A 15,867-nucleotide genomic window follows, 5' to 3' on the forward strand; every position below is an offset into this window, starting at 1 on the left:
GTTTGGAGGGTTGATATTTATTTGTACTTTTGCGCCCGTGTTATAAAAACATAATGTCTAATTTATTAGGAGATAAGCATTTATTATTTATTATGGCAGAAGAACAAAAAGAAATGCAAGTAGAACTTGCACAAGAAGAAACCAAGAAAGTTGCTCCCGTGGCAACAACAAGCGCTGAGGCTGACGAGAATTTTGACTGGGAAGCTTATGCAAATGATGATGTAATCCCCGCATCTGAAAAAGAAGAATTGGCAAACAGGTACGCCGAGACTCTTTCATCTGTAGTAGAGAAAGAAGTTGTTGAAGGTACTGTTATCTCAATGAACAAGAGAGAAGTCGTTGTAAACATCGGTTACAAGTCAGACGGTATCATTTCATTGAACGAATTCCGTTACGATCCGGAATTAAAAGTGGGAGATAAAGTAGAAGTTTACGTTGAGACTCAAGAAGACAAGAAAGGTCAATTGACTCTTTCTCACAAAAAAGCAAGAGCTTTACGTAGCTGGGATCGTGTTAATGCGGCGTTGGAGAACGACGAAATTATCAAGGGTTACGTTAAATGTCGCACGAAGGGTGGTATGATCGTTGATGTATTCGGTATCGAGGCATTCTTACCGGGTTCTCAAATCGATGTTAAGCCGATTCGTGATTATGATATCTATGTTGGTAAAACCATGGAATTCAAAGTGGTTAAGATCAACCAAGAATTCAAAAACGTTGTTGTATCTCATAAAGCTCTTATCGAGGCTGAATTGGAACAACAGAAGAAAGATATCATCTCTAAATTGGAAAAAGGACAGGTACTTGAAGGTACTGTTAAAAATATCACCTCTTACGGAGTATTCATTGACTTGGGTGGCGTAGACGGATTGATTCACATCACTGACCTTTCTTGGGGTCGCGTAAATCATCCGAACGAAATCGTTGAGTTGGATCAGAAGTTGAACGTTGTTATTCTTGACTTCGATGACGAGAAAAAACGTATCGCTCTTGGTTTGAAACAATTGACTCCGCACCCATGGGATGCTTTGAGTGCAGACTTGAAAGTGGGTGACCGCGTGAAAGGTAAAGTAGTGGTTATGGCTGATTACGGTGCTTTCGTTGAGATCGCTCCGGGTGTAGAAGGCTTGATCCACGTATCTGAAATGTCATGGTCTCAACACTTGCGTTCAGCCCAGGACTTCATGAAAGTGGGAGACGAAGTAGAGGCTGTTGTTCTTACCTTGGATCGTGACGAAAGAAAAATGTCTTTGGGTATCAAACAATTGAAAAACGACCCGTGGCAAAATATCGAAGAGAAATATGCTGTTGGCACGAAACACAAAGCTATCGTGCGTAACTTCACGAACTTCGGTGTATTCGTAGAGATTGAAGAAGGAGTTGACGGATTGATCCACATCTCTGACTTGTCTTGGACGAAGAAAGTAAAACACCCGGCAGAATTCACTCAAATTGGTGCTGAGATTGATGTTGTAGTTCTTGAAATCGACAAGGACAACAGAAGATTGAGCTTAGGTCACAAACAATTGGAAGAGAATCCGTGGGATGTATTCGAAACGATCTTCACCGTTGATTCTATCCACGAAGGAACGATTACTGAAATCTTCGACAAGGGTGCTGTTATTGCGTTACCTTACGGTGTAGAAGGATTTGCTACTCCTCGCCACTTGGTAAAAGAAGACGGAACTCAGGCTAAGGTTGACGAGAAATTACCGTTCAAGGTGATCGAGTTCAACAAGGGTGCCAAGAGAATTATTCTTTCTCACTCTCGTATTTTCGAAGACGAGCAAAAGGCTGCCGATAATGCCAAGAAGAAAGATGAGGCTAGCGCTACTAAAAAAGCAGTGAAGAAAGTAAAAGAGAAACTGGAAAAAACAACGTTAGGTGACATCACCGAGTTGGCTGCTTTGAAAGACCAAATGGAAGCTAAAGAAGAGGAAGAAAAGAACAATTAATTTGTGAAATTCGAATTGACTATATTAGGGTGCGGTTCTGCCGTACCCACGCTTCAAAGAAATGCTGCCGCTCAGGTACTCAATGTACTTGAGCGGTACTTTCTTATTGACTGTGGTGAGGGTACTCAACAACAGTTGAGACGCTTTAAGGTGCCATACAATAAGATCAATCATATTTTTATTTCCCATTTACACGGGGATCATTTTTTCGGACTAATTGGTCTATTATCCAGTTTTTCATTACAGAACCGTCGGGCTGAATTACATATCTATTCAGACAAGCGTTTGGAAGAGATCATCGAGTTCCAGCTGAAAGTGATGAATTCCCGGCTGAATTACCCGTTGATATTTCATTACCTAGACCGTGAACCCGGTTTAATATACGAGGACCGTATGATGACGGTTCATGCTTTCCCACTGAAACACCGTTACGAGGCTCCCGTGACTGGATTCCTGTTTGCCGAGAAAGAGAAGGAGAGAAATATTAAGCGGGAGATGACTGATGCTTTCCATGTTCCCGTGGCTTTTATGCACCGTTTGAAGAAGGGGGAGGATTTTATCACGTCCGAGGGGGAAGTGATTGCAAATAGTCGTTTAACAACGGCACCGCCTGCTCCTCGTTCTTATGCTTACATGACGGACACGCTTTTCCGAGAATCTTTTGCCGAATACGTACAAGGAGTTGATTTACTCTATCACGAATCTACTTACGGGAACGAGTTTGAAGGATTGGCCAAAGAAACTTTTCACAGTACAGCAGGACAAGCAGCGCGAATGGCAATGCTTGCCGAAGCAAAACACCTTCTGCTAGGACATTTTTCGTCCCGTTATCCCGATCCGACCCCTTTACTGGAACAAGCACGGGAGATTTTTCCAAACACGGAATTGTGTTATGATGGGGCGGTATTCGAATTACCTGCGGTGAAATGGGGGTAATATTGTCATGGCTTACCTCGTTTTTGGGCTAAGGCTTGTCTGGCCTTTTGTCTGATTTAATTTATACTTCATTTAGACCACGGAGCATTCATCCTGTATTTATCCTCGATAAAATAGATATTTGAGAGGATTTTGTTTGGATTCGGGGTATGTGGTGAAGTATATTTGTTATAGGGTGAAATATGTTTGAGTGATGGGTGACTAGGGCGTAGGGCTAGTTTAATGTGGGGGGAAGTAAAGCCGTGAGGTTATTATTTATGTTTGATTTTTAATCTTATTTCGTATATTTGCTTTTTGGGTGATGAAAATTTAGATGAAATGATAGATGAGGAGTTGATTTTATCCGGGGTAAATCGCAAGAACGAAAAGGCTTGGGCAAGTCTTTACGATCATTATTATGCGGCATTGTGTGCATACGTGAATCGGATATTGAAAGGCTCCGAGAGTACTGAGGATTTGGTGCAGGAGGTTTTTATTGCCATCTGGAGGTCTGAAAAAAGATTTGATTCCATACAAGATTTGACTCGTTACCTATATCGGGCTTGCTATAACAATGCGTTGGTGTTTGTGCGGAATAACCAGATTCATGATACGATATTGAACTCAATAGGAGCAGAAAGTGATTTTACGGCTGACGATGTGTATGCTCAAACGGTTCGGGAGGAAGTAACCCGGCAGTTGTACGTGTATATTGAAGCGTTACCTTCGGAACAGAAGAAGGTTATTCTAATGAGTATTGAAGGGTATTCATGGGATGAAATTGCAGAAAAATTGGGGATAAGTGTAAATACGGTCAAGACTCATAAAAGTCGTGGATTCAAATCTTTACGTTCAAAACTGCAAGATTCCGTGTGTTTATTTTTAATTTAATTGAAAAAAAGAGCCTCTTCGTGTCATCTGAAATCGGGAGTTGTGTATTATGAGTATACAATGTAGAAGATAACAGATGATGAAAAAGAAAAACATATATGATGATGCGTCTTTGATCAAAAAATCGTTGATAAAAGATTTAAGTGATAAGGAGCAAAAGGAATTGGATCAATTGCTGGATGACCAATCCTTACAAGATGTATACAAAGAGTTGAGTGATCGTGGTTATTTGAAAAAGCAATTTATGGAATACGAGAAGTATTCTTCCCAAAAAGCTTATCGTGAGTTTAAGGAAAGAAGGGGACATTCCGGACGAATCAGAATCGTACGTTGGGTTGCTGTGGTTGCCGCCGTGTGGGTGTTAGCATTGGGTGTTACATTATGGATGACTTTTGGGAAGAAAGAAAATGTCGCTCCGCTTCCGGTAGCCTCGAAGATTATTCCGGCTGGGGAGAAAAAAGCTACATTGACTTTAGCAGATGGAACGGAAGTTCACGTTGAGGAAATAACCGCACGAGTATTACAAGAGAAGGGGATGAATATTGAATATAGGAATGGAGAGATTGTTTATCACAAAAGTGAAGAAGAAACGACAGAGGTTGTTTATAATAAACTTGAGGTTCCCCGGGGTGGTGAATGTATGATTAAACTAGATGACGGGACGAAGGTATGGGTAAATGCGGAGACGAAGTTGAAATATCCGGTAGTCTTTGTCGGTGACCGTCGGGAAGTGGTTTTGGAGGGTGAGGCATTTTTTGATGTGGCAAAAAACGAAAAACCTTTTATCGTGAAAACTTCTTTTGGAGATGTATGGGTGTTGGGAACAGCCTTTGGAATAAGTGCTTATGCGAGTGAACCGGAAAGTTATACTACTTTGGTAAGGGGTAAAGTGAGCGTTGAGAGAGAGGGGATGAAGCCTGTTGTTATTTTACCGGGAGAACAGGTAGTAACTTTTAAAGATGGGAAAATGATCAAACAGGAGGTGGATGTTGAAGAGTTCGTGGGATGGAAAGACGGAATTTACGTGTTCAAGGAGAAGAGTTTGGGTGAGATTATGAAAACTTTGGAAAGATGGTATAACATATCCGTGGATTTCCAAGATAAGAGTTTGGTTGATTTGCCATTTACGGGCAATTTGAAACGTTATGATGATATAAATGTATTTTTCGATGCTTTGACTCGTACCGGGGATATGAAGTATCGGGTGGAAGGAAATCAAGTGATCCTATTTAAATAAAAACGAGATAACGGACTACAAATTTCTCAGGTTCGATGTCCATTATCTCATTTAACAAGTAATTTACAAATCTATGAAAAAAAATCCATTCTTGAGGTGGAAAAGGCTTGTAAAATGTAGAAGCTTTTTTCACGTGATGAGTTTAACGCTTATCTTGACATTGAGTAGTTTGTCGGGATATGGAGCGAAAGCCGTGCGAGACACGATTTCTTTGAATTTGCAAGAAGTGAAATTAGAGAGGTTCGTGGAAGTGATGAAACAAAAGACAGGATTGAATTTCCTGTATAATTCATTGCTGTTTAAAGATGCGAAACCGATTTCCGTGACAGCAAACGGGGAGAATTGGGAATCCGTGTTGAGGAGAGTGCTAGAGAAGGAAGGTTTCACGTATGACGTGAAGGATGAGATCGTGGTGATCAAACGGAAGGTTGAAAATGATCATAACAAGTTTGTCATTGTTAAGGGAAAAGTTATTGATTCAAAGAAAGAACCACTTCCGGGAGTAACCGTGTTATTAAAGGGAATGACCATCGGAACCGTGACGGATTCCAAAGGAAATTTTTCAATTCGGGTTCCTCAAGGTGTAGATTCTTTGATTGTCAGTTTTATTGGAATGCAGACCGAGTATCTGAAACTTGAAAAAGATAAGTTGGAATACACGGTTGTTATGAAGGAGGACGTGACTCAGTTGGGAGAGGTTGTTGTGACAGGTTACCAGGAATTTGATCGGAGTAGGATGGCCGGTTCTGTTTCTTCCATTAAAGCAGAAGATTTGCATTTCAGTGGAACTAATACGTTGGAACAGGCATTACAGGGGCGATTACCGGGTGTTGTTATCACAAATACAAGTGGACTGGTCGGGGTACGACAAAAAACAAGAGTTCGGGGAACTTCGACGTTGTTAGGTAGCCAGGAGCCGATTTGGGTCGTGGATGGGATTATTCAAGAAGACCCACTCCCGTTTGACACGAAAACTTTTGATAGTGCAGGAGAAATTAATTCTGATAACTTTGACTATATCCGCAATTTTGTAGGGAGTTCTATTGCCTGGTTAAATCCGAATGACATTGAGAGTATCACGGTATTGAAGGATGCTTCCGCCACGGCAATCTATGGTGTACGTGCGGCAAATGGTGTAATCGTGATTAAAACAAAGCGAGGAAAATCAGGAGCAGCTTCCATTTCCTATTCGACTCGTTTAAATGTTTCAGAGCAAGTGACCTATGATAAATTGGAACTGATGAATTCCAAAGAACGTGTGGAGGTTTCCCGAGAAATTTTTCAACGAGGTCTAACAGCAAGTTGGACGAATAATAATATTGGTTATGCTGGGGCTTTGAACCAGTATTTAAAGAAAGAGATTACAAAAGATGAATTTGAACAGCGTGTGGCGAAGTTGGAAACTACAAATACTGATTGGTTTGATATTCTTTTCCGAACACCTTTTAGTCATTCTCATTCACTTTCTATTTCGGGAGGTAGTGAAGATGTGCGCTATTATGCCTCATTGTCGTATAATTCAACGAAAGGTACGGCTATTGGGAATGATACGGAATCTTATGGTGCTAATGTTGGTTTAGATATGAATTTGGGTAAGAAGTTGCGTGCGTCTTTTACGTTATCCGGTTCCCAAGCGACAACGGATGGTTTTTATATTGTAGATCCATATTCTTATGCAACTACAATTAATAGATCAATAGCTGCTTATGAAAATAACGGAGAATTGGCTTATTATCTGAAAGATGGTACTCCGGGACCTAAATTATTTAATTTTATAAACGAACGGGATCAAACAGGTACTTCGAATAAAAATATGTCTATTAACACGAATCTGAATTTGAATTATGATTTTACAGAGTCATTGAGATTTCAAATGTTGGGGAGTGTCAATATTGCATCTGTTATTGGAGAATCATGGGCAACGGAAAGGACGGAGTATATTGCCCAAATACGTGGTTATGATTATGGTACTCGTAAGCCTATTGATGCTGACTACAAAAATTCACAACTTCCTGTGGGGGGAGAATATAATCAAGATGAAAATAAGACCATATCGTGGAATTGGAGAAATTCACTTTCATACGATGTCGTGTTTAATGGGGTGCATACGTTAACTGCAATGTTAGGAATTGAATTGTCCAGTACAAAAAATACGGGTTTTTCGACCACTTCTTATGGTTATTTAAGAGATCGGGGAAAATCTTTTGCCACTGTGCCTGCTGTGAGAATAAATCCTTATGGAGGAACTACTTATGAAAATGAATTGATAAAAAAATTTACTCGTAAAATTACGGATCGAAAAACGAATCAAATGGGCGGCTATCTGACGTTAAATTATGCTTACGATGGACGTTACGTTGTGAATTTTAGTGTCCGGGTGGATGCATCAAATCGTTTTGGACGTTATGCTAACGAGAATTTTAATCCGGTTTGGGCAGGAGGACTTCGTTGGAATGTGGCCCGTGAATCTTGGTTCAGTAGACAAAATATCGTATCTGATCTGAGTTTACGTTTTAGTTTTGGTTACCAACGTAATATGGCTACAAATTATAGTCCGAGTTTAATCGTTAAGATACCTACCTCCGGGGCATCTAGTGCTGTGACGGATGTTAATACAGGAGATGAATTGTTGGAAATCACATCCTTGCCTTACGAGGATTTGCGTTGGGAAAAGACGACATCTTATAATTACGGAGTGGATTTAGCTCTATTCGATAATAAGATCCGAGTTGGGTTTGAGTATTACATGAAGAAAGGGAGGGACATAATTACTTCATTGTTGGTTCCCCGTGAATATGGTATTGAGAATATGCCGGTAAATGGGGGAAGTATGAATAATTCTGGGTATGAGTTAAGTGTGAGTTTTACCCCGGTCCGAACGAAATATTTTACTTGGGATATGAATGTCAATACCTCTAAAAATAATAATGAGATAACAAAAGTTGGTGTACAAAATTTGACATGGAAAACAGCGACTTCTGGGGAGTATTACAAAAAGGGATATGCCGTGTCATCCTTCTGGGCGTTTGATTGTGAGGGGATAGACCAAGAAACAGGTTATCCGATTATTAATCTGGAAACATCCGGGGATGGAGATCCATTGAATGATCCTACCACGTATATGAAATATGCGGGTAAATTGGATCCGGACTTTACGGGAGGTTTATCCATGTCCTTCCGATATAAGCAACTGTCTCTGTCAACAGGTTTTTATTTACAGATAGGCGGAAAGAAGTTTTTGAAGACCGCTTATGAATCCCAGACTTTACCTTCTGAATACGAAAATTTGTCATCCGAGTTGAACGAGCGTTGGAGACCGGGGGATATGGATGCTAAATTCCCGGGGTTACCGGATAAAAATGTTACTAATTTTTATCTTCCGAATAATTCAACCTATAGTAATGTCTATGAAATGTATAATTATAGTAATGTTCGGGTTGTGAATGCATCTTCTTTGAAGTGTAATAATATTTCAGTGAGTTATTTCCTTTCGGAAAAAGCAGCGAAGTTGATGGGATGTAAGTCTATCAGTTTAGGAGCAAGCGTTTCTAACCCGTTTACAATAGCGAGTAAAGATTTTAAAGGGCGGGACCCGGAAGTAGCGACAGGGGCTCAACCATTGACCAGCTCTTATTCATTTAATCTTAATGTAACCTTTTAGTTGATATTGCTATGAAGAATTATCGATCTATATATTGTTTAGGAATACTTCTGTATTTGTTATGTACTTCCTGTCATGATTTCTTCAAAGAGTCGAGTCAGGACGAGATAAAACCTTCTTCCGTAGAAGATTTGAGGGGGGTAATGTATAAAGAAGCTTACCCTTACCAGCTGGCAACTGGGACATTTTTAATGCTATTGACCGATGAGGTCCAGTGTAACGGGTTGTCGAATGATACGTATGCCACCGTTCATCAAAATGGAACTCCGGTGTTTACGTTTAACCCGATGATGTTTGATGGAATTGAAGTTTTTCCGACAGATGTGAATTCTTGGAAAACGTATTATGAAAAAATCAAAGGGTGTAATGTTGTCATTGATTATGTTTCTGAAATATCTGGTACAGAGGAGGAGAAGAATGCGTTAGTAGGGCAAGCGTTATTTTTGAGGAGTTTTTATTACTTGAAATTAGCGACGATATATTGTCAGCCATATAATGCTCCGGGAATAGACGTAAATACGACATTGGGAGTTCCTTTAATATTAACAATGGAATTAACAGATGATTTTCCTCGTAGGGTTTCTTTGAAAGCATTGTACGAGCAAATTGAAAAAGATTTGTTAACAGCAGCTACTTTATTAGAAGAAAATTATACACCAGATAATGTTTGGCGTGTAGGAAACGTTGCTGCCTATACTTTACTTTCTCGTTTATATCTTTATATGGGACGTGATGAAGATATGGATAACGTGATTAAATATGCGGATTTGGCTATAGCTCAAGGTCCGGATTTGACCCGCTTGGCTTTGTTGGATGGAAGTGGTAAGAGTGTTTATAATAGTGATGTAAGTTCGGAAGTTATTTGGATTTATGGAGTAAATTCATTTAGTGGAGGAGGTGCTTTCTTCACAACAAATGTAACTTGGGGATATGATGTACCTTGGGAAGTCTCTTCTGATTTGTTACGTCTTTATGATGCAACGAATGATTTGAGATATAAAATGTATTATGGTACTCCATTCGGGTGTACGTACGGAACTAAAGTAGCTTACAATACCTCCAATGGTTCAGACCATGGTATCCGTATAGCAGAAGCTTATTTAAACCGGGCGGAGGCTTTTATTCGTCGTTCTTTAGCCACGGGGAACGATGGAGACCGGGTGTTGGCGTTAAATGACTTGAACGTGTTAAGAGAGACAAGGTATATGACGGGTTCTTATGTTGACGAACAGATTACGGATGCTAATGAGTTATTGGAATTCTGTTTGATGGAACGTAGATTGGAATTGAGTCTAGAAGAGGGGTTCCGTTGGTTTGACATCAAACGCTTGGGATTATCGGTTACTCATGTATATATTGACACCGAGGGGGTAGAGAGAGAATATATATTGGAAAGTAATTCCCCGCTTTATGCTTTGCCTATTCCTTATGATGCGATAGAGAGAAATTACAGATTAGAACAAAATCCCAGATAAATATGAAACGGAAAATTTATTTTTATATGATATTGTTATCGTGGCTCTTGTGTGCGGTAGCTTGTTATGATGAGAAAGAGTTATCTCCATCGGAGATTATTTCCAGTTATTCAGTTCCTCAAGGGGAACATGATTATGATGATGTAATTGTGGAATATTACAATCAGTACGGTTCTTGTTTATTATATAAATTTACAGATAAGGATACTTATTGGACTCCTTCCGGGTGGATGAATGGTGTTTTGGGGGTGGATGGTACAAAAGGATACCTAGTTACCCCTGCCGATGAAAAGTACGTGGGAGAGCAGTTAGACGTGATCGAAAAGTTATGGTTCTCCTCTTATTCAGATGATTTTTTGAAGGAATTTCTTCCAGTGAAAATTATGCTTTGTTCAGAAATTGATTCTGTGTATGTGACTTGGGATTTTTCGGTGACACCCGTGCAGATGAAATATTTAAGCCAAGAAGTTCAATCTTGGTATAATTATGACAATATATGTGTGTCATACGGGAATATTGTAGTAACGCAGATGACAAAGGAGGATTCACTAGCATTCCGGAGTAGCATTAGCCGAACCTTTATAGAGAGTATGATTGGGCGGGGTAAAACGGCTCCGACAACGGAATTTGGAGAAAGTGCCAATTACGATATTAGTTCTTCTGATATGTATACTGCTTCGAAACTTTGGGCGGCGGGAATCCCTCAGTTAGTAAATTCCGCTATTTCAGAAGATAATGATTGGAAGACCTTTATGATGATGATGGTACTTTGCCCGGAAGAGTTTTTAACTCGGGTTCCTGAATATAATAGTGATTGGGATTCAACATCAAAGAATTGGGATGGTATCTTGAATCCGGTCAAAGATGTAAACGGTCTTTTGAAAAAGCGGTATGATATGGTACGGGATTATTTTATCGAGAATTATAATATGGATTTGCAAAAAGTGGGCAATATATTAAATCGTTAGTATGAAATATTTGTTGATTATATTGTTTTCCCTGTACGTATTAAGTAGCGGGGCTGGGAATCGTGTGATTCAGAAAGAGGATGAGAAAGAGGTGTCTATAGATGAATTTATTCATAAAGATACCCCGAAAGATGCTGGGTTCTTTCATGTTTATGTGCAGGATGGAAGATATTATCTGGAAGTACCAGATGATAAACTTGAACGGGATATTCTGGTGGCCGTAACGATCATAAAGGGAACGGCACAGAAAGAGCGGAGTACGGATGCTCGTTTTGGGTATGGCGGGGACTCCGTGTATGATCGGTTGATTCGTTTTATCAAGAATCAGGATAGAATTGAAATTGTATCTCCCCAGGTATTTTACTTGGGAGATACTCCCGCCTTGTATGATGATTATATTAAAAATGTGATCTCTCCCGTGATGTATTCTTTGGAGATTAAAGCCAAATCTGCTGATAGTTATTTGGTAGATATTACCGATTTGTTTCTGAGTGATTGTGATTTGTTTTCCTTGAAGGGAGCGAAGGTCGCCTTAAAATTAGGCGGTTATCAGCAGGAGCAGTCCTATGCTTTGGATGTAAAAGCTTTCCCGGAAAATATAAACTTCCGTTCCATGCGTGGTTATGCTGTTGACGGGGAAGTGAAGGATGGCGGGTACACTTCTTCTCTTTGGGAGGTGGGGGCGTCATGGTATCTTTTACCAGAGAAACCGATGAGACAAAGAATGTTTGATGATCGGGTGGGGTATTTTACCTTCGTATTGGATGGGATGACGAAACGGAATGACCAGATGGAAAAAGTGGCATTTGCAACCCGCTGGCGTTTGGAGCCGAAACCGGAGGATATGGAGAAATATTTGCGGGGAGAACTTGTGGAGCCCGTGAAACCGATAGTTTTCTATATTGATCGGGCAACCCCGGGCTATTTGGTGCCTTATTTTATAAAAGCGGTAAATGCGTGGCAGGGTGCTTTCGAGAAAGCCGGATTCAAGAATGCGATTTACGGAAAGTTAGCTCCCTCGCCGGAAGAAGACCCTGAATATTGTGAAGGTGATATTCGTTATCCGTTAGTATCGTACAAAGCCTCCCCGATCCCGAATGCTTACGGTCCGATGGTGTTTGACCCTCGATCCGGGGAAATTATTACCTCGCATATTGCGATATTTCATTCGGTTCTGGATTTGTTACAACGTTGGTATTTCGTGATGTGTGGGGCGGTTGATTCCCGTGCAAGAGAATACCCTCTAAGCCATGAGGTAATGGGAGAACTGGCGGCAACCGTGTTGACTCATGAAGTGGGACATACGTTAGGACTTCGGCATAATTTTATCGGTAGTACGGCCTATCCGGTGGATAGTTTGCGTAGCAAGACTTTTATCCGTGAACATGGTTTGGGAACTTCCATTATGGATTATCAACGTTTTAATTATCTGGCACAACCGGAAGATGGTTTGGAACCGCAAGATTTATTGCCTCGTATCGGGATATACGACGAGTTTGCGATAGAATGGGGGTATCGTTGTCTTCAGGAAACAAATAATCTGGTGGAAAACAATTTGAAGTTACGTGCTTGGGTGGATGAAAAGCGGAAGGACCCGAAGATGTTTTATATCGTGGAAACGGATTATAGTGATCCCCGGGTACAATCTGAAGATAGTGGAGATGACATCATCAAGGCGAATCGCTTGGGAATGAAAAATTTGAAATATATCATGGAGCATCTGGAAGAATGGACAAAAACGAGTGATCCGGATTATTACGCTTTACGAAGACGCTATCTTTCAGTGTTGAGTCAGTACCAGAATTATGTGAACCACGTGATTCGTTACGTGGGTGGTAGTTACACGGATAACCCGACGAGGGAGGAAGAAAGTTTAACGGTGTATCAACCTGTACCTAAGGAAAAGGAAGAGGAGGCACTTGCTTTCTTGGAAGAATACGTGTGTCGGGAACCGGAATGGCTTTTTCGGCCTAATTTGATGGAAAAGACCGGAATTAATTTCGAATATTATGAACAAGAACCGGCCAATAAGGTGATAACTAAAATGTTATTAAAGTATACGATATTACATAAAAATCGGCAATTAAACCCGGATGGTTTGACCATTGACGAGTTGCTGGATCGTATGTACGTGACTCTCTTTGAAGAAAAGGGCCGGAACGGAGAATTATCCCGGTATGACAAGGCATTGCAAAAGGGGTTCGTGCAGGATCTTGTCGTGAACGGGGAGAATCCAACGACTTTATTAAATGGGGTTGGGGTTCGTATCAAGCAACTGGTTTCGAAAATAAAACAATATGCGTTGACCGCTTCGGAGGAGGGACAGGATGCGTTGACGGTCAGTCACTACAAAACACTTTATAATTTTATTACTCTGTGGGAGAGCGGAAAGAATAAATCATTGATTGAATTGAACTAAATATATTAGGAATGAAAGTATTGAATGTATGTTTGTTACTGATAGTAACTTTATTGATGTTTCGTCCGGTTGTTGCGCAAAATAATGCAGAACCGATGACATTCAGTCAATTTAAGGAACAGAAAGATTTACAAATAGATAACGGTTTTTACACGGTTTATCGTTTAGGAGATAAATATTACCTGGAGATTCCGATGGAAGGAATGGAAAAAGAGGTTTTGATCACGACACAAGTGGTGCGGGGATATTCGGCTTTTCTTTCCGAAGCCTCAGGAGTTGTCCGGTTTTCGATCGGGAAAAACAATCGGGTTCAAGTGATTCGTAACCGGGTTACAGATGTTGCCGCGGATTCAACAGATTATTGCATGGCAAATGCGATTCGAAAATCAGGACTTGTACCAGTAGATTTTACCTTGCCGATAGTGGCTTGGGGAGAAAATAAGCAGTCGGTGATTATCGAGTTGACGAACGAATTGAATAATCCCGGAAGTGGGTTATTTAAAGTGAGTTCTTATAGTTTATTAAGCCATCCGGATCCTAATCTTTCTGGAATTGACGGTTTCCGGATCTTAGATCAAGGGGTAGTCTTCTCTGTGACACGTACCCAGTCGGATTATTATGCGAATCCTCAAATGCAACAGGGATCGGATGTCGCCTCTACTTTTACATTGGAAATGGTTATTCAGCAACTGCCAGAACATTCCGTGACCTTGAAAGCCAACCATCCGGCTTATGGTTTTGAAACAATTGGGATTACCGAATATGATACCAAGAGATACGTGGCCCGTAAAAAAGAGTATATACAGAGGTGGCATCTTTCGGCTCCCGTGAAGGAGTTGAGAAAACAGAAGAAAGGTTTGACTATTGAACCGGAAAATCAGATTTGCGTGTACATCGATCCGATCACCCCGGTTCCTTTTGTTGAGAGTATCAAGAAGGCCATGCAACAATGGGAAAAAGCATTCGAGAGTGCCGGATGGAAGAATGTCTTCCGTTATAGTTCGGAGACGAAAGATGCTGCCTTGACTTACCGGACGATTCTTTTCCGTTGGGGAAATGCTTTTAGCGATGTTAATTCTTCCATGATTACCAATCCTGTGAACGGTGAAATATTATGTGCCCGAATTAACGTGATGGATGTCATGGCAGATGAATTGTTAGGCACTTATTTCTTGCAATGTGGGTGGCTGGACGGGAGAATCCGGAAGGATCTTCATAGTTTGGGGGTACGGCAAGATGTGTTGACCGTTCAACTGGCATCGATTTTGGCCAAGGTATTGGGAATGAAACCTAATAAAGCAGGAAATACCGTTTTTACCCCGGACAATATTCGTTCCGAGAAATGGTTGAATAAATATGGAATATCGGCATCAATTACTTCCGGTATGGTATTTAATTATCTCGCTCAACCGGGTGACCGGGTAAGTGTCAAGAATCTTTTCCCTCGTGTTTCCGTGTATGATTATGATGCGATTAACTATGCTTATGGCAATAGTGATGCCTTACCTTCCATGCGGGCGGCTTTCTATGCCCCGGAGGATAAATGGGATCCCTATGCTCAAGACGGTTTCTTGTCAAATGATATTTTGTCGGCAAGTGTGAAAGGCATCGAATCGGTACGGGAGATTTATCCTCAACTGGGAGAATGGATGAACCAGTTACCGAAAGATCAGAATACATGGAAAAGTGTATCCGATTTCTCGCTGAAAGCGCTTGCACTATACCAGACTTATCTGACTCAGATTGTGAAATTGGTGGGAGGTCGTTCTATTCGTCCGGTCATAAAAGGAGTGAATGAATCTCCGGTTATTTATGTCCCGAGAGAACTTCAGGAAAAGGCTTTACAATATTTAGAGACAGAAATTTTGACACAACGTCCGGAGTGGGTTCATTCCAAAGAGATGCAACAAGCGGGGACATACGATATAAACCACATGATGGTAGGATTGGCCGAGAAAATCACGCAACATTTTATAGATCCGAAAGTCATAACTTCCCTCGTGGCGGCAGAAAGTGCATACGGGGAGAATGCGTTCACGGCGAAAGAATTATTCACTTATGTTGATCGGGTTATTTTTGAAAATTTCGATACCCGGAAGGCTGTTACTACCTATAAACAAGGAATACAGGTTTGTTTCATTTCGGATTTTGCCCAAACAATGGCACAGAATAATATCTCTTTTGGCTTGGGAAACGAGTCTGCGGGAGTTCTTCATGCCTATTTCGTGGAACTGGCGAGAAAAGTGAAGGAATTGAGTGAAACTCACCAAGATTCCCTTACCCGGGAAAACTACCGGGTGATGCTGATGCGAATGAACCGAGAGTATTTTGATAAACAATAAGGAT

At 40.7% G+C, this 15,867-nt stretch carries 9 protein-coding genes; all 9 read left to right on the plus strand.

Translation table 11 applies throughout. The features are described from left to right. Nucleotides 1–113 precede the first annotated feature (113 nt). The 9 genes from rpsA (at nt 114) to F1644_RS00465 (ending at nt 15,863) form a co-directional block, all read left to right on the plus strand. The gene (rpsA, locus tag F1644_RS00425; protein WP_118258729.1) at nt 114–1,955 is read left to right on the plus strand and encodes a 30S ribosomal protein S1; all 1,842 of its coding nucleotides are present in this window, start codon (nt 114–116) and stop codon (nt 1,953–1,955) included. Between the two features lie 3 nt (nt 1,956–1,958). Beyond that, the gene (locus F1644_RS00430; protein ID WP_118302493.1) at nt 1,959–2,891 is read left to right on the plus strand and encodes a ribonuclease Z; all 933 of its coding nucleotides are present in this window, start codon (nt 1,959–1,961) and stop codon (nt 2,889–2,891) included. A gap of 318 nt (nt 2,892–3,209) precedes the next feature. Beyond that, nucleotides 3,210–3,761, plus strand: a complete 552-nt coding sequence (locus tag F1644_RS00435; RefSeq protein ID WP_118302491.1) for an RNA polymerase sigma factor — start codon at nt 3,210–3,212, stop codon at nt 3,759–3,761. A 76-nt stretch (nt 3,762–3,837) separates the two neighbouring features. Then, nucleotides 3,838–4,998 carry a FecR family protein gene (locus F1644_RS00440; RefSeq protein ID WP_118302489.1) on the plus strand — a complete coding sequence of 387 codons (1,161 nt, stop codon included), beginning with the start codon at nt 3,838–3,840 and terminating at the stop codon, nt 4,996–4,998. Between the two features lie 73 nt (nt 4,999–5,071). Beyond that, complete coding sequence (locus F1644_RS00445) at nt 5,072–8,659, plus strand: SusC/RagA family TonB-linked outer membrane protein (protein ID WP_118302487.1); 3,588 nt, start codon at nt 5,072–5,074, stop codon at nt 8,657–8,659. 11 nt (nt 8,660–8,670) lie between these two features. Next, nucleotides 8,671–10,134, plus strand: coding sequence for a RagB/SusD family nutrient uptake outer membrane protein (locus tag F1644_RS00450; protein ID WP_118302485.1), 1,464 nt, complete (start codon nt 8,671–8,673; stop codon nt 10,132–10,134). A gap of 2 nt (nt 10,135–10,136) precedes the next feature. Further along, complete coding sequence (locus F1644_RS00455; protein WP_118302483.1) at nt 10,137–11,102, plus strand: hypothetical protein; 966 nt, start codon at nt 10,137–10,139, stop codon at nt 11,100–11,102. A gap of 1 nt (nt 11,103) precedes the next feature. Further along, on the plus strand, nt 11,104–13,521 hold the full coding sequence (locus F1644_RS00460; protein WP_118302481.1) for a zinc-dependent metalloprotease: 2,418 nt from the start codon (nt 11,104–11,106) through the stop codon (nt 13,519–13,521). Between the two features lie 11 nt (nt 13,522–13,532). Beyond that, nucleotides 13,533–15,863 (plus strand): DUF5117 and DUF5118 domain-containing protein, encoded by a 2,331-nt coding sequence (locus F1644_RS00465; protein WP_118302479.1) that lies wholly within the window; start codon nt 13,533–13,535, stop codon nt 15,861–15,863. Nucleotides 15,864–15,867 lie beyond the last annotated feature (4 nt).

It is taken from the genome of Butyricimonas paravirosa (genome assembly GCF_032878955.1).
Classification (GTDB): Bacteria; Bacteroidota; Bacteroidia; order Bacteroidales; family Marinifilaceae; genus Butyricimonas; species Butyricimonas paravirosa.

Bases quoted from the DNA above. Each gene is read 5' to 3' on its own strand.
- rpsA (WP_118258729.1), top strand. From the start codon at position 114: ATGCAAGTAGAACTTGCACAAGAAGAAACCAAGAAAGTTGCTCCCGTG.
- F1644_RS00435 (WP_118302491.1), top strand. From the start codon at position 3,210: ATGATAGATGAGGAGTTGATTTTATCCGGGGTAAATCGCAAGAACGAA.
- F1644_RS00440 (WP_118302489.1), top strand. From the start codon at position 3,838: ATGATGAAAAAGAAAAACATATATGATGATGCGTCTTTGATCAAAAAA.
- F1644_RS00445 (WP_118302487.1), top strand. From the start codon at position 5,072: ATGAAAAAAAATCCATTCTTGAGGTGGAAAAGGCTTGTAAAATGTAGA.
- F1644_RS00450 (WP_118302485.1), top strand. From the start codon at position 8,671: ATGAAGAATTATCGATCTATATATTGTTTAGGAATACTTCTGTATTTG.
- F1644_RS00455 (WP_118302483.1), top strand. From the start codon at position 10,137: ATGAAACGGAAAATTTATTTTTATATGATATTGTTATCGTGGCTCTTG.
- F1644_RS00460 (WP_118302481.1), top strand. From the start codon at position 11,104: ATGAAATATTTGTTGATTATATTGTTTTCCCTGTACGTATTAAGTAGC.
- F1644_RS00465 (WP_118302479.1), top strand. From the start codon at position 13,533: ATGAAAGTATTGAATGTATGTTTGTTACTGATAGTAACTTTATTGATG.